The following is a 17,532-nucleotide window of genomic DNA, read 5'->3' as shown; positions in this document are numbered from 1 at the left end:
GCGGCGGTGACGGCATCCCGGCCCTAGTATCCGTGATGAACCCTGGAGGATACGTGGCGGCAGAGGCGGAACCGACGCACGAGTCGCCGTCGTCCCTGCCCGCGCTGCAGCGGCGGATGCTCGACTTCGAGCGCCACTGGTGGCGGCATGCCGGTGCGAAGGAGGAGGCCATCCGTTCGGAGTTCGGCCTCAGCGCGGCCCGCTATTATCAACTGCTGAACGCTCTGATCGACTCGCCCGATGCCGTGCGGCACGATCCCATGCTGGTCGGCCGGTTGCAGCGGGCGCGAGACGCCCGCACTCGGGCCAGGGCGGCACGGGCGTTCAGGATCGCTGACCACGGTGGCCGAGGGCCGCACGACCCAGAATCGACCGACTGAGCCATGGCGTCATACCCCAAAGACCAGTTCGACCAACTGCCCAAGGATCTCGAGCGGATCGGCGCCCACCGCGGACCGATGCGGCGCGGGCGCGGATGGATCGGATTCGCCTGGGCGGCGCTCGCCACCGGCGTGCTGATCTTCGGCGGGCTGTTCGCGCTCAACCGGTTCATGGGCATCGATGTCGGGTTGCCGATCTTCGATGCCGCGCCGAGCGCGACGCCCACGCCGACGCCCACTCCCACCATGGATCCGGTCACCGACCCGAGCACCATCGATCCGGCCGTCGTGAAGATCACGATCCTCAACGCCACCGGCACGTCCGGCGTGCAGAATACGGTCGGCGACCAGCTCGCGGCGGCGGGATGGCCGGTCACCTCCAGGATCGTCGCGGCCGAACCGGTGGAAGACACCTTCATCTACTACAGCGACCCCGCCAACGAGGGCATCGCCCGGGGCGTGGCGCTGGCTCTCGGCGTCGGCGAGATCCGCCTGGTCTCGCCGGAGACCTTCCCCGGCCAGCCGATCGTGGTCGGCGTCGGCGCGGACTTCCTCGGCCCCGTGGTCACCGACGAGACGACGGAAGAGCCCACCGAATAGCCGGTTCGCCGCCTCCGGATCGACCAGGATCGGGCCCGATGCCGCCGCGGCGCGGGCCCCGAAGCCAACGTGAGTGCCGATCGTGTTACGCGCGTGTTTAATCTCGGTCAAATCGAGGTGCACAGCCCCCTGAGGGCCTCCTGTCGACCCTCGCTGCTCGTTACTATTCGTGGATGGTCGCCCCCGACGGCGCCAGTTCAGAACCACAGCAGGGAGCAAGACATGGCGAACGGAACCGTGAAGTGGTTCAACGCTGAGAAGGGCTACGGCTTCATCACCGTGGACGACGGGGGCCAGGACGTGTTCGTCCACTACTCCGCGATCGACATGGCCGGGTACAAGGTGCTCGAAGAGGGCCAGCAGGTCGTCTTCGAGGTCGGCACGGGTGCCAAGGGGCCCCAAGCCGAGTCCGTCAAGCTCGCCTAGCGCGCTCCCGGCCACCGCCACGCCGACGCTTCGGCGGGAGAAACTCGCGTTCGGCGGGATAAACGACCCCCGCCACCGGTCGATGTCTCCCGCCGCACGCGGGATGTCTCCCGCCGGACGGGGATGCCTCCCGCCGCACGCACATGACTCCCGCCCCGTAGGCCGGGCTCGCCGCGGGCAGAGCGCTCGCCGCTGTACAGCGGGGTGCGTCGCGCCGCCGTGCAGCGGGTGCGACTCGCCGCCGGGGGGGCGGGTGCGACTCGCCGCCGTTTGCGGCGCTTCGTCGCGGCATCCCGTGCCTTGCACTCACCCATGGCGAGTGCTAATTTTGAGTCTTGGCACTCGCATGTTCCGAGTGCCAACGAATTCGTTAGACCGACGTCCGGGAGGGACGAGAAACACACATGGCAAAGATCATCGCATTCAACGAAGAGGCCCGTCGCGGCCTCGAGCGCGGCCTCAACATCCTGGCCGACGCCGTCAAGGTGACGCTCGGCCCGCGCGGTCGCAACGTCGTGCTGGAGAAGAAGTGGGGCGCCCCCACCATCACGAACGACGGTGTGTCGATCGCCAAGGAGATCGAGCTCGACGACCCGTACGAGAAGATCGGTGCCGAGCTCGTCAAGGAGGTCGCCAAGAAGACGGATGACGTCGCCGGTGACGGCACGACCACGTCCGTCGTGCTCGCCCAGGCCTTGGTTCGCGAGGGCCTGCGCAACGTCGCGGCCGGCGCCGACCCGATCAGCCTCAAGCGCGGCATCGAGAAGGCCACCAACGCCGTGATCGAGGCCCTCATCTCCGGTGCCAAGGAGATCGAGACCAAGGAAGAGATCGCCGCGACCGCGTCGATCTCCGCCGGCGACGCAGAGATCGGTGCGCTGATCGCCGAGGCGATCGACAAGGTCGGTAAGGAGGGCGTCGTCACCGTCGAGGAGTCGAACACCTTCGGCACCGAGCTCGAGCTCACCGAGGGCATGCGCTTCGACAAGGGCTTCCTCTCGGCCTACTTCGTCACCGACCAGGAGCGCCAGGAGGCGGTCTTCGAAGACCCCTACATCCTCATCGTCAACAGCAAGATCTCGAACATCAAGGACCTGCTGCCGATCGTCGACAAGGTGATCCAGAGCGGCAAGCAGCTGCTCATCATCGCCGAGGACGTCGACGGCGAGGCGCTCGCGACCCTGGTCGTGAACAAGATCCGCGGCATCTTCAAGTCGGTGGCCGTCAAGGCGCCCGGCTTCGGTGACCGTCGCAAGGCGCAGCTGCAGGACATCGCGATCCTCACGGGCGGCCAGGTGATCTCCGAGGAGGTCGGCCTCAAGCTCGAGAACGCGACGCTCGACCTGCTGGGCAAGGCGCGCAAGGTCGTCATCACCAAGGACGAGACCACGATCGTCGAGGGCGGCGGTGACCCGGACGCCATCGCGGGCCGCGTCAAGCAGATCCGTGCCGAGATCGAGAACACCGACAGCGACTACGACCGCGAGAAGCTCCAGGAGCGCCTCGCGAAGCTCGCCGGCGGCGTCGCGGTGATCAAGGCCGGGGCCGCGACCGAGGTCGAGCTCAAGGAGCGCAAGCACCGCATCGAGGACGCCGTTCGCAACGCGAAGGCCGCCGTCGAAGAGGGCATCGTCGCCGGTGGTGGCGTGGCGCTCATCCAGGCCGGCAAGATCGCGTTCGATGGCAAGGCCCTCACCGGCCTGACCGGCGACGAGGCGACGGGCGCGAACATCGTGCGCGTGGCCATCGACGCGCCGCTCAAGCAGATCGCACTCAATGCGGGCCTCGAGCCCGGCGTCGTCGCGGACAAGGTGCGTCACCTGCCCGCCGGTCAGGGCCTCAACGCCGCGACCGGTGAGTACGTCGACATGCTCGCCGCTGGCATCAACGACCCGGTGAAGGTCACCCGCTCCGCGCTGCTCAACGCCGCGTCGATCGCCGGCCTGTTCCTCACCACCGAGGCCGTCGTCGCCGACAAGCCCGAGAAGGCGCAGCCCCAGATGGGCGGCGACCCCACCGGAGGCATGGACTTCTAAGCAGTTCAGGCACACGAAGCGGGCGGCTCCCAGAAGGGGCCGCCCGCTTTGCTGTGCGCCGGTACACCTCGCTCGACCTCCGGGCCTCGGCCACGGAGAGCCGACCTCGCGGTCAGCGCGTGAAGAGCCTCGCGTTGGCCGCCTCGATGTCGGCGTACTGCTGCCCGGCCTGGCTGAGCGCCTGGTTGATGGCGGCGAGGTTCTCCTCGACGCGCTGCTGGGTGGCCTTCCACTCCGCGACGACGCCCGCGAACGCCGTCGAGGCCTGGCCGGTCCACGAGCCCTGGAGGTTCGCGAGCTGGCTGTGCAGCCCGGCGACCTCCGACTGGATGCGCGAGATCGAGGTGCGCACGGCCCCCGTCGCGGTGAGAACGGCTTCGCTGTCTACCTGGTAACGAGTCATGCGGGTGACGGTACCGGGGCGGCGGCGGGCGCCGCAGGGATCAGGGCGCCTTGGGGAGGGCGGGGGCATCCCCGGATCTGGGGAGAAGTGCCAGGAGCACCCGGAACGTCGCCCCGCCGCCGGGCGTCTCGACGACCTCGACCTCGCCGCGGTGGGCTTCCACGATCGCCGACACGATCGCGAGACCGAGGCCGCTGCCGCCGGTGTCGCGCGTGCGCGAGGTGTCCGCGCGCCAGAAGCGCTGGAAGATCTTGTCGCGAATCTGCGGTGGGATGCCCTCGCCGTGGTCGATCACGGAGAGGATCGCGAGGCGGCGATCCGCATCCACGCCGACACCGATCTCGATCGGGCTGCCGGCCGGAGTGAACCGCAAGGCGTTGCCGATCAGATTGGCGAGCACCTGGCGCAGCTTGTTCTCCTCGGCGAGCACGATGGCGCGCAGCGCGGGCGTGGGCGGCTCGGGCACGACCGGCTGCGGCTCACTCGGCTTCACCCGGCTGCGGCGCATGCGGGCGAGCGTCGCGTTGGCGAACGCGATCGGGCCGGTGGCCAGCGATGCCACCCCGCGCGACGGCGTGGACGGCGGCGTGAGGTCGGGCAGTTCGAGCACCTTGGTCTGCGGGTCGGCCTCCTCCACGTGGCGGTCGGACGGCGCGATGTCGGTGCCGATCACGGTGACGACCCGGTCGGGTGCGGATGCCATGGCGTCGAGCGCGGCGTCGTTCGCCAGCGGCACGAGGTCGACCTCGGTCAGCTGCAGCGGCTTCGCCTCGTCGATGCGCGCGAGCTCGAGCAGGTCTTCGACGAGTTCGCCCATGCGAATCGCCTCCTTCTCGATGCGCTCCATCGCCTGCGCGACGTCTTCCGGGGTGGTGAGCGCGCCCATGCGGTACAGCTCGGCGTAGCCGCGCACCGACACCAGCGGCGTGCGCAGTTCGTGGGATGCGTCGCCCACAAACCTGCGCATCTGGTCGATCGTCTTCGCCCGGTCCGCGAACGCGCGGTCGATGCGCCCGAGCATCGAGTTGAGGCTGCGGTTGAGCCGCCCGACCTCGGTGTTCGGCGTGGCGCCCGAGAGGCGCTGATTGAAGTCCCCGTCGGCGAACCGGGCCGCCGTGGCCTCCACCTCACGCAGCGGCGTGAACGTGGTGGTGACCAGCAGCCGGGTCAATGCACCCCCGAGGATCACGACGGTGAGCCCGAAGAACAGGAAGATCGCCACGTACCGGGCCACGATCGCATTGGACTCGCCCAGATCGATGCCGATCACCAGGGTGGCCTGTTCGCCGGTGCCGACGAGGCGGCCGGGCAGTGCCAGCACCCGCCACTCCACGGTGTGCTTCGCGTTCGTGAGCGTCAGTTGGGTGGGCAGTTCTTGCAGGCGCAACAGGGTGAGGCCGGAGACATCCGGTCGCATGCTCGCCTGGTCGGACTCGAGGTTGTCATCGATGAGCACGCCATCGGCGTCGACTGCGGCGAAGTAGAAGCGGTTGAGGCGCGAGTAGGACTCGCCGTCGAAGGTGCGCACGCCCTCGAGGTCGACGACGGGGTCGAGCGTGCCGACGGCCTCCTTGAGGTCGGCATCCACCTCGTCGAGAAGGTACGCGCGCAGCACCGCCATCGTGCCGATGCCGGCGACGAGCAGGCCCATCGTCAGCAGGAGGACGGTCACACCGGTGATCTTGGTGCGGAGGGAGATCCGGTTCCACCACTCGGTGAGTTCGTCCATCAGGAGGTCAACGCTAGACCTTGGCGGCCTTCAGCATGTAGCCGAAACCGCGCTTGGTCTGGATGATCGGCTCCTCCGAGAACTGGTCGAGCTTGCGGCGCAGGTAGGAGATGTAGCTCTCCACGATGCCGGCGTCGCCGTTGAAGTCGTACTCCCAGACGTGGTCGAGGATCTGCGCCTTGCTCAGCACCCGGTTCGGGTTGAGCATGAGGTAGCGCAACAGCTTGAACTCGGTGGGGGAGAGCTCGATCTGCTGGTTGCCGATCGTGACCTCGTGGGTGTCCTGGTCCATGGTGAGCTCGCCGGCCCGGATGACGGCCTCCTCGTCGTCCTGCATCGTGCGGCGCAGGATGGCCTTGATGCGCGCGACGATCTCGTCGAGGCTGAACGGCTTGGTCACGTAGTCGTCGCCGCCCACGGTGAGGCCGGTGATCTTGTCCTCGGTGTCGTCCTTGGCGGTGAGGAAGAGGATCGGCGCGGTGTAGCCCGAGGCGCGCAGCCGCTTGGTCACCCCGAAGCCGTTCATGTCGGGCAGCATGACGTCGAGGATGATGAGGTCGGGTTCCTCCTCCAGCACCGCGGAGATCGCCTGCGCCCCGTTGCCGACCGCGCGCACGGCGAAGCCGGCGAAGCGCAGGGATGTCGTGAGCAGGTCACGGATGTTCGGCTCGTCATCGACGATGAGAATCTTCGGTCCATCAGCCATGCGCCAAGTATCTGCGAATTGACTGAATAAAGTCTGGGAGCCTCTTCGTGATATGATGAATTCATGAAGTCAGCGAGCGACGGGTTCAGCGCGGAGGACCATCCGCTCTATGAGGTGAAGGCCAACCTGTTCAAGGGCCTCTCGCATCCCGTGCGGGTGCGCGTGCTCGAGGTGCTCGCGGCGTCCGACGAGGTGCCGGTGACCGAGCTGTTGCGCGATACCGGGCTCGAGGCATCCCACCTCTCCCAGCACCTGGCGGTGCTCCGCAGGCACAACCTGGTCACCGGTCAGCGGCGCGGCAGCCAGGTGTACTACCGGCTGGCGTACCCGCAGGTCGCGGACCTGCTCGCGGCCGCCCGGTCGTTGCTCGTCGACGTCCTGGAGACGACGCGGGCGCACCTGACGACGGTGTCCCGATGAAGCGCGTGCTCGGCTACCTGCGCCCCCTGCTGCCGGGCCGAGCGGACTACACTCCGATCCGGCGCACCTGGAAGGGCGACCTGCTCGCCGGCGTCACCGTCGGCATCGTGGCACTGCCGCTCGCGCTCGCCTTCGGGGTGTCCTCGGGGGCGGGAGCCGAGGCGGGCCTCATCACGGCGATCGTCGCCGGTCTGGTCGCTGCGGTCTTCGGCGGCTCGAACGTGCAGGTCTCCGGGCCCACCGGGGCGATGGTGGTGGTGCTCGGGCCGATCGTCGCCACGCACGGGGCCGGGGTCATCGCGATCGTCAGCGTGCTCGCGGGTGTGGTCGTGCTGGTCGCGGGGCTGCTCAAGCTCGGTCGGGTGGTGGGGTATATCCCGTGGCCCGTAATCGAGGGCTTCACGCTCGGCATCGCGATCGTGATCTTCCTGCAGCAGGTGCCCGCAGCGCTCGGCGGCACCCCGCACGCGAGTTCCAGCGCGCTCGTCTCGGCGTTCGAGGCGCTCAGCGCGATGCACTGGCCGGCGGTGGGCTGGTCGTTGGCGGCGGTCGCCGCGACGGCGGGGATCATGCTGCTCGCGCCGCGCATCCACAAGCAGTTGCCCGGGTCGATCATCGCGATCGTGGTGGTGTCGCTCGTGACGGCGTGGACGAACCTGCCACTGGCGCGCATCGGCGAGCTGCCGAGCTCCCTGCCGGCGCCGTCGGTGCCCGGCTTCGACTGGGCGGTGGTGTCCACCCTGGTGGGGCCGATCTTCGCGGTGGCGGCGTTGGCGGCGATCGAGTCGCTGCTCTCGGCGAGGGTCGCGGCATCCATCGCCGACACGGGCGCGTACGACGCCGATCGTGAGCTGGTCGGGCAGGGGCTCGCCTCGCTCGTGGCCGGATTCTTCGGTGGGATGCCGGCGACCGGCGCCATCGCGCGCACGGCGGTCAACGTGCGCTCCGGTGGGCGCACGCGGCTCGCCGCGATCGTGCACGCGCTCGTGCTGCTCGGCGTCGTCTACCTCGCCGCGACCGTGGTCTCGCAGATTCCGCTCGCGGCGCTCGCGGGGGTGCTCATGGTCACGGCGTTCCGCATGGTCTCGCTCGCGACGATGCGCAGCGTCGTCGGCTCCACCCGATCGGACACCATCGTGTTCGTCGTCACCGCCATCATCACCGTGTCGTTCGACCTGATCATCGCGGTGGGCATCGGCATCGCGGTCGCGGCCTTCGCCGCGCTGCGCTCCCTCTCGCGGGCCGCCGGCGTGCACCGCGAGGAACTGCCCGGGCCCGCCGAACCCGGCGACGAGCGCATTGCGCTGTTCCGGCTCGACGGGGCGCTGTTCTTCGGGGCGGCGGAGCGCATGCTCGAGCGGGTCAGCCAGATCAGGGACGTTACCGTCGTCATCATCCGGATGTCCCAGCTGCAGGTTCTGGATGCGACGGGTGCCAACGTCATCACCGAGATCGTGCGAACGCTCGAGCGGCGCGGGATCACCGTGCTCATCAAGGGCATCCAGCCGCAGCACCTGCGGTTGGCCACGCACGTGGGGGTGCTCGATGCGCTGCGCCACCAGAACCACCTCTTCGACTCGCTCGACGCGGCGGTCGAACACGCGCGATCGCACGTGCGGCGCGCGTCGCCGTAACCTGGGCGGGTGGCCCAGCCCCGCGTGCTCTTCATTCGCGCCGTGAACGTCGGCGGTGCGACGCTGCCGATGGCGGAGTTCCGCGAGCTGCTCAGCGGCCTCGGGGCGGCGGACGTGCGCACCTACATTGCCTCCGGCAACGCGCTCGTCACGATCTCGGGCGACGCGGACGCCTTCGACCGCGCCGTGGAATCCGCGCTCACTGCCGCCTACGGGTGGTCGAGGGAGGTGATGTCGCGAACACGAGAGCAGCTCGTTGGAGCACTCGCCGAACACCCGTTCGAGGTGGTCGACCCCAGGTACTCCTACATCAGCTTCCTCAGCGCGCCGGCGCCGACCGCTGGAAGGTGATAGGAGACCACCTCCACCTCCGCTATGCCCACGGCATCGGCGCTTCCGAGCTGAACACGGACGGGCTGATGCGTCGCCTCGCCGTGCCGGGAACCGCGCGCAATCTCAATACCGTTCGCAAGCTTGTTGAGCTCTCGCACTGACTTTATTGAGCTCTCGCACTGAGCACACTGCGGCAGCGCCCATCCTCACGTTTACGAGACTCTGATTTTGAAGGACAGTCCTTCAAACTCAGAGTGTCTGGCGATCCCACATCGGCGGTGCGTCCGACGCTATCCACACAACGCGTGAGGCCGACGAGACGGGCGGTCATGGGGTGCGAGCGTGGAGGCATGAAGATGCTGGACATCGTGGACTCACTGGGAGGCCTTGCCGCGCGCAGAGAATTGGTCAGCGCGGGAGTCGACCCAGGCCAGATTGACCTCGCCGCGTGGTATGGGTGGCGACTGATCCGGGTACGCAATGGCTGGTTCGCACGGCCGGACGAGCATCCGGCCGTGCTCCGGGCGTGGCGGATCGGCGGTCGGCTGACGTGCGTGAGCGCGGTGGCATTGCACCTGGGCGAAGCCATGCCGCACGTGCTTCACGTGGAGGTCGCGGCGAACACCGCCCGGTTGCATGATCCGGTGTGGCCGCGCCTGCCGCTCGCGGCCGATGCCCCGGTCGTGGTGCACTGGTCCCGGCACCCAGGCCCGGGCGACCGTCGGGCGGTCGGTCTCGAGCACGCCGAGTGGGTCGTCGAGCGGTGCGGGGTGCACGCGGGCGGTCCGCGCAGGCGGCCTCAGGCCGCCTCGAGCGAGTCCGCGTCGAGAATGGTGTAGCTGTATCCCTGCTCGGCCAGGAAGCGCTGGCGATTCTGCGCGTAATCCTGGTCGACGGTGTCGCGCGCGACGAGCGTGTAGAAGTTCGCGGGCAGCCCGCTCTCCTTCGGCCGCAGCAGACGGCCCAGACGCTGAGCTTCCTCCTGACGTGAACCGAACGACCCCGAGACCTGGATCGCGACGGTCGCCTCCGGCAGGTCCACCGAGAAGTTCGCGACCTTCGAGACCACGAGCACGGGAGTCGTGCCGTCCCGGAACTCCTGATAGAGCCGCTCGCGCTCGGCGATCGGCGTCGACCCCGTGAGCGACGGTGCGTTCAGGGCATCCGCGAGCTCGTCCAACTGATCGAGGTACTGCCCGATCACCAGGATCCGTTCCCCGGCATGGCGGGCGACGAGCGTGCGCACCACGTCCAGCTTCGCGGGCGCCGTCGCCGCCAGGCGGTACCGGCCGTCATCGGCGGATGCCGCGTACTCGAGTCGCTCGTGCTCCGGCAGGTCGATGCGCACCTCGAAGCACGAGGCGGGGGAGATGAAGCCCTGCGCCTCGATCTCCTTCCACGGAGCGTCGAACCGCTTGGGGCCGATGAGCGAGAACACGTCGCCCTCGCGCCCGTCCTCGCGCACGAGCGTCGCGGTGAGCCCCAGCCGACGGCGGGCCTGCAGCTCGGCGGTGAGCTTGAACACGGGTGCCGGCAGCAGGTGCACCTCGTCGTAGATCACGAGTCCCCAGTCGAGCGCATCGAGCAGCGCGAGGTGGGCGTACTCGCCCTTTCGCTTCGCGGTGAGGATCTGGTACGTCGCGATCGTGACGGGCTTGATCTCCTTCAGCTGCCCGGAGTACTCGCCGATCTCGTCCTCGGTGAGACTCGTGCGCTTGAGCAGCTCCGCCCGCCACTGGCGCGCCGAGACCGTGTTGGTGACGAGGATGAGCGTGGTCGTGTCGGTCGCCGCCATCGCTCCGAGCCCGACCAGGGTCTTGCCCGCGCCGCACGGCAGCACGACCACCCCGGAGCCGTGGCGAGTGAAGTTGTCGATCGCCTGCGTCTGATACGGGCGCAGGTGCCACGCGGACTCGTCGAGCGCGATGTCGTGCGGGGTGCCCGGCGTGTAGCCGGCGTGATCCTCGGCCGGCCATCCCAGCTTCAACAGCTCCTGCTTGAGCTGGCCGCGCGCCCAGGCCTGCACGACGTAGGTGCGCTCGCCGCGCTTCTCGAACAGCAGCTCGGCGACCTTCTTCGCCCGAGTGATCTCGCCGAGCACGGCAGGGTCGGTCGCGGTGAGGGTGAGGGCGCCATCATCCGCCCGTTCGATCACGAGGCGGCCGTAGCGACCGACGGTCTCGGCGATGTCCACGGAGACCGCCTGCGGCACGGGAAAGCGCGAGTAGCGCTCGAGGGTGGCGAGCATGTCCTCCGCCGTGTGACCGGCGGCGCGGGCGTTCCACAGGCCGAGGCGGGTGATGCGGTAGGTGTGGATGTGCTCGGGTGCGCGCTCGAGCTCGGCGAACACCGCGAGGTCGTGCCGGGCGTCCTCGGCCTCCGGATGGGCGACCTCGAGCAGCACGGTACGGTCGCTCTGCACGATGAGGGGACCGTTCGGGAGCATCCTTCAAGCCTATGCCGGGGCCGCGCTCGGCGTGGCGGGTGGTTTCCGGTTTCCTTAAGTTCCGCGGTTCTTCTCGCACATCCGCGCAGATCGGGGCAGATTCGTTCCCGAGCGGCTGCTACATTTCGATCGTTTGCGCCACCATGAGGAGTGCCATGAGAATCGCAGTGAGGCGAGAACCGGATGCCGGTGAGCGCCGCGTCGCCGCAACGCCCGAGTCGGTGCGGCAGCTGATCGCCGCCGGGCTCGAGGTCACCGTCGAGGCCGGAGCCGGCGTCGAGGCCGGCTACCCGGACGCGGACTACACCGCCGCGGGGGCCACCGTGGCGAAGAAGCTCGACCTCGCGAAGGCCGACGTGCTCGCGCATGTGCGTCCCCTGAAGCCCGAGGTGATCACGGGACTGCGCAAGGGCGCGATCACGGTGGGCCTGGCATCCCCGGCGTCCGAGCTGGCCGCGGTGAAGGCGCTGCGCGACGCGGGCGTCACCGCCTTCGCGCTCGAACTCGTGCCGCGCATCTCCCGGGCCCAGTCGATGGACGCGCTCACGTCCCAGGCGCTCGTCGCCGGCTACCGCTGCGTGCTCGAGGGCGCGATGCGGCTGCCGCGGTTCTTCCCCCTGTTCATGACGGCGGCGGGCACCATCCCGCCGGCGAAGGTGCTCGTGCTCGGCGCGGGTGTCGCGGGGCTCCAGGCGATCGCGACGGCCAAGCGCCTCGGGGCGAAGGTGTCGGCGAACGACGTGCGCGCTGCATCCGCCGACGAGGTGCAGTCCATGGGTGGCACGTTCATCCACCTCGATCTCGACGCCGCGGATGCCGGTGGCGGCTACGCCAAGGAGCTCGCCGCCGACCGCGCCAAGCGCCAGCAGGAGCTGCTCACCCCGCACGTGGCGGACTCCGACGTGATCGTCACGACCGCCGCCATCCCTGGTCGCCCGGCACCGCGACTGATCACCAAGGCGATGCTCAGCGGCATGCGCGCCGGGAGCGTGATCGTCGACCTCGCGGCCGAGTCCGGCGGCAACGTCGAGGGCAGCAAGCCCGGCGAAGACGTGCGCGTCAAGGTCGACGGCGGCGAGATCACGATCGTCGGCATGAAGGATGCCGCATCCACGATGCCCTACGACGCCTCGCGCCTCTACGCCAAGAACGTCTCCAACCTCATCGCCCTCATGACCGTCGACGGCGTCGTGACCCCCGACTTCGAGGACGAGGTCGTCGCGGGCGCGTGCCTGACTTACGAGGGCGTCATCCGCCACGAGCCCACCGCGACCGCGGTGGAGGGAGCGAAGAAGTAATGGATCCCATCACCCTGCTCACGGTCTTCGTGCTCAGCGTCTTCGTCGGATTCGAGGTCGTCGCGAAGGTCTCCAGCACCCTGCACACCCCGCTCATGTCGGGCGCGAACGCGATCCACGGCATCATCCTCGTCGGCGCGATCATCGTCGCGGGCCAGGCGGAGGACGTGCTCGTGCTCGTCATCGCGCTCATCGCGGTGCTGCTCGCGACCGTCAACCTCGTCGGCGGCTTCGTCGTCACCGACCGCATGCTCGAGATGTTCGGCGGCCGCAAGAACGTCAAGAAGGAGAGTGCCAAGTGAGCATCCTCAGCCCCGAGTGGTCGGCGATCCTCTACCTCGTTGCCGCGGTCTGCTTCATCCTCGCCCTCAAGGGCCTCAGCTCCCCGAAGAGCGCGCGCCGCGGCAACCTCATCGGTGCGTTCGGCGCCCTCGTCGCGCTCGTGACCGTGTTCCTGTCGATGAAGCTCGAGAACCTGCCATGGATCCTCGGCACCATCGTCGTCGGTTCCGCGATCGCCGCCCCGATCTCGCGCCGCGTGAAGATGACGCAGATGCCCCAGCTCGTCGCGCTGTTCAACGGCGTCGGCGGTGGCGCCGCGGCGCTCGTCGCGCTGCTCGAGCTCCCGCACTCGGATGACCCGTGGTCGGCGCTCGCCGTCGCGTTCACGGTGCTCGTGGGTGCCGTCTCGTTCTCGGGCTCGTGCATCACGTTCGCGAAGCTCCAGGAGCTCATGCCGACGCGCGCGATCACCTTCCCCGGCCAGCCCTTCGTGATGGGCGCCGTGCTGCTCGGCGCGCTCGTCGCCGGCGGCTTCGTGATCGCGACGCACTCCTTCGTCGCCGTGCTCGTGCTGCTCGCGCTCGGCCTCGTCGCGGGCGTGCTGCTCGTGCTGCCGGTCGGCGGCGCCGACGTGCCGATCGTCATCTCGCTGCTCAACGCGTTCACGGGACTCACGGTCGCCGCATCCGGTCTCGTGCTCGGCAACATCCTGCTGCTCGTCGCGGGCACGCTCGTCGGTGCCTCCGGCACGATCCTCACTCGCGCGATGGCGCAAGCGATGGGGCGCAGCGTCGCGGGCATCATCTTCGGCGCCTTCAAGGGCGGCTCGACCGCGGGCTCCACGCAGGAGTCCGACCGGCCCGTGAAGTCCTCGAGCGCCGAGGATGTCGCGATCCTGCTCGGCTACGCCCAGCGCGTGATCGTCGTCCCCGGCTACGGTCTCGCCGTCGCCCAGGCCCAGCACACGATGGCGGAACTCGCGGAGACGCTCGAGGCGAAGGGCATCGACGTCGTGTTCGGCATCCACCCGGTCGCCGGCCGCATGCCCGGGCACATGAACGTGCTGCTCGCGGAGGCCAACGTGCCCTACGAGAAGCTGCAGGAGATGGACGAGGTGAACCCGCAGTTCAAGAACGCGGACGTGGCCCTCGTCGTCGGTGCCAACGACGTGGTGAACCCCGCGGCGAAGAACACCAAGGGCTCGCCGATCTACGGCATGCCGATTCTGGATGTCGCCGACGCACGCCAGGTCGTCTTCCTCAAGCGCTCCATGCGTCCTGGTTTCGCCGGCATCGAGAACGAGCTGCTCTACGAGCCGCAGACCGCCCTGCTGTTCGGCGACGCGAAGGAGTCGCTCACCAAGGTGCTCACGGCGGTGAAGAACCTCTAGGAGTCGAGCGCAGCCTGGTTGTTCGAGATCCGGTTGATCGGTGGGACCTTGCCGATGGCGGTGCGGGGGCCTGTGGTGAGTGTAGAAGTGGAGCCCGGCGGGGAGGCTGCGCGGCACGTTGACTCGGAGCAGGCCTCGCACGAGAACCTCCTGAATCAGAAGTGGTGTCTAATCCGGGAGGTTCTCGTCACCTCACCGCAACCAGGTCAAATAACCTCCCTGGGCACTAACAACTAGGCGAGGGCGCTCGCGCCGTAGGCCCGCCAGTGCGCCGCGAGCCGCTCGTAGCCGATCGGGGTGAGGTGCACTCCGTCGGTCGTGAGCGCGGCGGCACCCAGGTCCGAGGCATCCCGGTTCATCTCGGCGTGCAGCGGGATGAATGCGGCACCGTACTCGGCGGCGAGGGAGCACACGACCTCGCGCTTGCCGTCGAGGTCCTCCGCCCACTCGTGCTGGCTCGGCGCTACCGGGATCAGGAACGGCTCGAGGAGCACCCAGCGCGCGGCGCGGATGCCCGGGTCGCCGAGGATCTCGCGGTAGGCGCTCTCGAAGTCCTCGGCGCTCGTGGGGTCGTCGCTGTCGAAGCGCCGCCACACGTCGTTGATCCCGACGAGGAGGCTTACCGCGGCGGGGGAGTGCGCGTCGATGTCCGAGTGCCGGCGGGCCGCGACATCCCGAGCACGGTTTCCGGAGATGCCGGTGTTCACGACCTGCCAGCCTGCGGCGGCGAGCTCGGGCGCGAGCAGGGCGACGTAGCCTGAGCCCAGAGGCGACCGCTCGGGATCGCGCCGCCCGGAGTCGGTGATGCTGTCTCCCGTGAAGACGATCGTGTTCGCCATGCGCTCCCCTGTAACGGATCGATTATCCACAAAGAACCTACATCATCCGTATAGTGGATGCACTGAGGGTGCACCATCGGGCGGCCCGCGAGCCATGCGTAGAATGCACCACGACACCCGACCGAGGAGGAGCGCATGGCCGCAGGCGCCGCGACGAAGGAGAACGCGACCGGCACGCAGAGCGTCGAGCGGGCTCTGTCGGTGCTGTCGTGCTTCACCCAAGAGCGCCCGCAGCTGCGCATCTCCGAGCTCGTCGAGCTGACCGGTCTCGGCCAATCGACGGTCTCCCGGCTCGTCGGCGCGATGCTGGGTCTCGGCTTCCTCAGCCTCGACGAGCGCAGCGGGCTCTACACCGCCGGCCCGCAGGTCGTCACGCTCGCCGCGGTCGCTCTCAACCAGTCCCCGGTTCACCAGGCCGGGCGTCAGCTCGCGCAATCGCTCGCCGCGGAGCTCGGGCTCGGCGTCAACCTCGCCGAACGACGGGGAACGAACCTCTTCTACCTCGCGCACTTCGAGGGGGCGGATGCTCCACGGTCGGCCACGATGATCGGCCGAGGCGGCCCGCTGCACGCAACCGGACTCGGCAAGGCGCTCCTCTCCGACCTCTCGCGCGAGGAGGTGGCGGAGCAGCTCGGCCCGGGGCCCTTCCCCCAGTACACCGGCAATACCCTCACCACCCTCGACGAGCTCGTCGCGGACCTCGACTCCGTCCGCTCCCGCGGCTATGCGGTCGAGCTGGAAGAGCTCGCGCTGCGCCGCGCCTGCGTGGCCGCACCCATCCGCGATCGCTCGGGCGCGATCGTCGCCGCCTTGTCCATCTCGGGACCGATGTCGGCGATCCGCCTGCCCGAGCGCACGGAAGCGCTCGCCGTGCGGGCGATCGAGCGGGCGGACCAGATCTCCTCCGACCTCGGCTTCCACGCCTCGCGGCGCTAGTCCGCGCGATCGGCCGGAGTGAGCCGCTGGCGCAGGTCCGGCCGGAGGAACGACGCTGGCGAGGTGATCGAGAGCCCGGCATCCACGGGCAGCACCGCCCCCGTGATACCCGACGATCCGGGGAGGGCGAGGAACACGATCGCGGCGGCGACCTCGTCATCGGTCACGGCGCGGCCCCGCGGGTAGCCCGCGCCGCCGTCCGCGATGGTGCCCGAGTCGATGAGGCCGGGTGCGACCGCGTTGACCCGGATGCCCCGTGCCGCCTGATCGAGCGCGAGCTGGCGCACGAGCGCCTCAACGGCCCCCTTCGCGCTCGCGTACGCCGCAACCCCGGGCGCTGCGAGGGTCGCGTTCACCGACGAGACGGCGACGATGCTCGAGCCCGGCGGCATCCGGGTGACCGCGGCGCGGGCCGTCTCGAAGAAGGTGGAGAACGACCCGCTCATGGCGGCGGCGAGCTGCTCGTCGGTCGTGTCCTCGATGCGGGCCACCGGCATCGCGCCGGCGATGCACACGACGGTGTCGAGTCCGCCGAGCACGGCCATCGCACGATCGAGCACTCGAGCCGCTTCCCCGGGCGCGCTGAGGTCCGCCGCGACGTACTCCACGACTCCGCCGATCCCGGCCTCGTCGAGGGAGGTGCCGACCGAGCGGTAGCCCGCGGAGTCGAGCGCACGGAGCACGGCGGCGCCGAGGGACGACGTGGCCCCGGTGACGAGCGCCCGACCGGTCACACGCGCACCCGGTCGACGGCGGGCAGGTGCAGCCGCTCCGTCATCTGGTGCAGGAGCACCCTCGAGTGCGGGGCGAGGGGCGACGCGGGGGAGCGCACTGTGGAGTGCGCGATGATGCCTCTCGCCACGAGGACCTCCTTGTGCACAGCCCACGCGATGCCGGGCTGGAGCCCCCAAACTACCAAAGGCAGGATGCGGGTGAACTCGTCCCGTGCGGCATCCTCCCGACCCGCGTTCCAGTCCTCGATGATCGGTACGAGCAGATCGGTGAACTCGCACGCGGGCATCGTGCCCACCGCTCCCGACGCGAGCTCCTCGAGGAGGAACTGCGCGTTCTGGCCGCCGAGGATCTCGACATCGGCGAACTCGGCTCGCGTCGAGAGCCGGTGGATCTTGGGCGCCGTCGGCGGCGCCTCGACCTTGACCGAGGTGACGGCGTCGAACGACGCGCACGCGGCGAGGGTGTCGACGTCCATCACGACCCCGGTCGCGCCCGGGGCGTCCTGCACCATGATCTCGAGCCCCGCCGTAGCCGCGTCCTCGGACAGTGCGCCGAAGAAGTCGACCACCTGCGCGGCCGACGGCTTCACGAAGTGCGGCGGCATCACCATCACGACGGATGCCCCGCCTGCGGCGCAGCTCGCGAGCTGATCCCGTGCGGACTGCAGCGATGTCGGGGCGATTCCGGCGATGAGGGGCAGCCCGGTCCCATCGGTCCCCCGCACGGCGATCTCGAGGATGCGGCGCCGTTCGTCGCCCGACAGCGAGAAGGCCTCGCTCGCCATGCCGAAGACTGCGAGCCCGCGGGCGCTGGCAGCCATTTCGTAGTCGATCAGGCGGCCGAGGCTCGCTTCATCCAGCGCTCCGTCCGCATCGAACGGCGTGGCCAGGATCGGCACGACCCCGCGCAATGACATCGAACTCATGGGTCCTCCTCGAC

The 17,532-nt window shown here is 69.3% G+C and carries 19 protein-coding genes; 12 read left to right on the top strand and 7 right to left on the bottom strand.

Annotated elements, in window-relative coordinates; genetic code table 11:
• The first annotated feature begins 35 nt into the window (after positions 1 to 35).
• From PYV02_RS03645 to groL, 4 genes are all read left to right on the top strand, one after another.
• Positions 36 to 380: a DUF3263 domain-containing protein gene (locus tag PYV02_RS03645; RefSeq protein WP_275756295.1), complete on the top strand. Its 345-nt coding sequence runs from the start codon at positions 36 to 38 to the stop codon at positions 378 to 380.
• 3 nt (positions 381 to 383) lie between these two features.
• Complete coding sequence (locus PYV02_RS03640) at positions 384 to 980, top strand: LytR C-terminal domain-containing protein (RefSeq protein WP_275756293.1); 597 nt, start codon at positions 384 to 386, stop codon at positions 978 to 980.
• Between the two features lie 222 nt (positions 981 to 1,202).
• Entirely contained in the window at positions 1,203 to 1,406 is a 204-nt protein-coding gene (locus PYV02_RS03635; protein ID WP_275756291.1) for a cold-shock protein, read from the top strand.
• 404 nt (positions 1,407 to 1,810) lie between these two features.
• Positions 1,811 to 3,442: a chaperonin GroEL gene (gene groL / locus PYV02_RS03630; protein WP_275756289.1), complete on the top strand. Its 1,632-nt coding sequence runs from the start codon at positions 1,811 to 1,813 to the stop codon at positions 3,440 to 3,442.
• A gap of 112 nt (positions 3,443 to 3,554) precedes the next feature.
• Here the strand turns inward: groL and PYV02_RS03625 are convergent, their stop codons facing one another.
• Genes PYV02_RS03625 through PYV02_RS03615 form a run of 3 tightly spaced genes read right to left on the bottom strand, consistent with a single transcriptional unit; the run spans position 3,555 to position 6,280 of the window.
• Positions 3,555 to 3,845 (bottom strand): WXG100 family type VII secretion target, encoded by a 291-nt coding sequence (locus tag PYV02_RS03625; protein WP_275756287.1) that lies wholly within the window; start codon positions 3,843 to 3,845, stop codon positions 3,555 to 3,557.
• A 40-nt stretch (positions 3,846 to 3,885) separates the two neighbouring features.
• A complete protein-coding gene (locus PYV02_RS03620) occupies positions 3,886 to 5,574 on the bottom strand; it encodes a sensor histidine kinase (protein ID WP_275756285.1) in 1,689 nt (562 codons plus the stop codon).
• 13 nt (positions 5,575 to 5,587) lie between these two features.
• Positions 5,588 to 6,280 (bottom strand): response regulator transcription factor, encoded by a 693-nt coding sequence (locus PYV02_RS03615; protein ID WP_275756283.1) that lies wholly within the window; start codon positions 6,278 to 6,280, stop codon positions 5,588 to 5,590.
• Positions 6,281 to 6,343: 63 nt separating this feature from the next.
• Here PYV02_RS03615 and PYV02_RS03610 point away from each other — a divergent pair, with 63 nt between their 5' ends.
• The 4 genes from PYV02_RS03610 (at position 6,344) to PYV02_RS03595 (ending at position 9,506) form a co-directional block, all read left to right on the top strand.
• A complete protein-coding gene (locus PYV02_RS03610; protein WP_275756281.1) occupies positions 6,344 to 6,700 on the top strand; it encodes an ArsR/SmtB family transcription factor in 357 nt (118 codons plus the stop codon).
• Positions 6,697 to 8,334: a SulP family inorganic anion transporter gene (locus tag PYV02_RS03605; protein ID WP_275756280.1), complete on the top strand. Its 1,638-nt coding sequence runs from the start codon at positions 6,697 to 6,699 to the stop codon at positions 8,332 to 8,334. The genes PYV02_RS03610 and PYV02_RS03605 overlap by 4 nt, the downstream gene beginning before the upstream one ends.
• 9 nt (positions 8,335 to 8,343) lie before the next feature.
• Positions 8,344 to 8,685, top strand: coding sequence for a DUF1697 domain-containing protein (locus tag PYV02_RS03600; RefSeq protein ID WP_275756278.1), 342 nt, complete (start codon positions 8,344 to 8,346; stop codon positions 8,683 to 8,685).
• A gap of 332 nt (positions 8,686 to 9,017) precedes the next feature.
• Positions 9,018 to 9,506 (top strand): hypothetical protein, encoded by a 489-nt coding sequence (locus tag PYV02_RS03595; protein WP_275756276.1) that lies wholly within the window; start codon positions 9,018 to 9,020, stop codon positions 9,504 to 9,506.
• Here PYV02_RS03595 and PYV02_RS03590 read toward each other — a convergent pair.
• Positions 9,467 to 11,113: a DNA repair helicase XPB gene (locus PYV02_RS03590; protein WP_275756275.1), complete on the bottom strand. Its 1,647-nt coding sequence runs from the start codon at positions 11,111 to 11,113 to the stop codon at positions 9,467 to 9,469. The two genes, PYV02_RS03595 and PYV02_RS03590, sit on opposite strands and share 40 nt — an antisense overlap.
• Positions 11,114 to 11,268: 155 nt before the next feature.
• Here PYV02_RS03590 and PYV02_RS03585 point away from each other — a divergent pair, with 155 nt between their 5' ends.
• Genes PYV02_RS03585 through PYV02_RS03575 form a run of 3 tightly spaced genes read left to right on the top strand, consistent with a single transcriptional unit; the run spans position 11,269 to position 14,083 of the window.
• Complete coding sequence (locus tag PYV02_RS03585; protein WP_275756273.1) at positions 11,269 to 12,411, top strand: Re/Si-specific NAD(P)(+) transhydrogenase subunit alpha; 1,143 nt, start codon at positions 11,269 to 11,271, stop codon at positions 12,409 to 12,411.
• Entirely contained in the window at positions 12,411 to 12,713 is a 303-nt protein-coding gene (locus tag PYV02_RS03580; protein ID WP_275756271.1) for an NAD(P) transhydrogenase subunit alpha part 2, read from the top strand. The genes PYV02_RS03585 and PYV02_RS03580 overlap by 1 nt, the downstream gene beginning before the upstream one ends.
• A complete protein-coding gene (locus tag PYV02_RS03575; RefSeq protein WP_275756269.1) occupies positions 12,710 to 14,083 on the top strand; it encodes an NAD(P)(+) transhydrogenase (Re/Si-specific) subunit beta in 1,374 nt (457 codons plus the stop codon). The genes PYV02_RS03580 and PYV02_RS03575 overlap by 4 nt, the downstream gene beginning before the upstream one ends.
• A gap of 233 nt (positions 14,084 to 14,316) precedes the next feature.
• On the opposite strand, the gene PYV02_RS03570 is transcribed toward PYV02_RS03575, so the two are convergent.
• Entirely contained in the window at positions 14,317 to 14,922 is a 606-nt protein-coding gene (locus PYV02_RS03570) for an SGNH/GDSL hydrolase family protein (RefSeq protein ID WP_275756267.1), read from the bottom strand.
• Positions 14,923 to 15,057: 135 nt separating this feature from the next.
• Between PYV02_RS03570 and PYV02_RS03565 the strand changes: the two genes are divergently transcribed.
• Entirely contained in the window at positions 15,058 to 15,858 is an 801-nt protein-coding gene (locus PYV02_RS03565) for an IclR family transcriptional regulator (RefSeq protein ID WP_275756265.1), read from the top strand.
• Here the strand turns inward: PYV02_RS03565 and PYV02_RS03560 are convergent.
• A complete protein-coding gene (locus PYV02_RS03560) occupies positions 15,855 to 16,592 on the bottom strand; it encodes an SDR family NAD(P)-dependent oxidoreductase (RefSeq protein WP_275756263.1) in 738 nt (245 codons plus the stop codon). The two genes, PYV02_RS03565 and PYV02_RS03560, sit on opposite strands and share 4 nt — an antisense overlap.
• On the bottom strand, positions 16,589 to 17,518 hold the full coding sequence (locus tag PYV02_RS03555; RefSeq protein ID WP_275756261.1) for a dihydrodipicolinate synthase family protein: 930 nt from the start codon (positions 17,516 to 17,518) through the stop codon (positions 16,589 to 16,591). The genes PYV02_RS03560 and PYV02_RS03555 overlap by 4 nt, the downstream gene beginning before the upstream one ends.
• Positions 17,519 to 17,532: the final 14 nt, after the last annotated feature.

The organism is Antiquaquibacter metalliresistens (assembly GCF_029211225.1).
GTDB lineage: Bacteria > Actinomycetota > Actinomycetes > Actinomycetales > Microbacteriaceae > Rhodoglobus > Rhodoglobus metalliresistens.
Note: the sequence above shows the minus strand (reverse complement) of the source record. Positions and strands in the feature narration are given on the sequence as shown.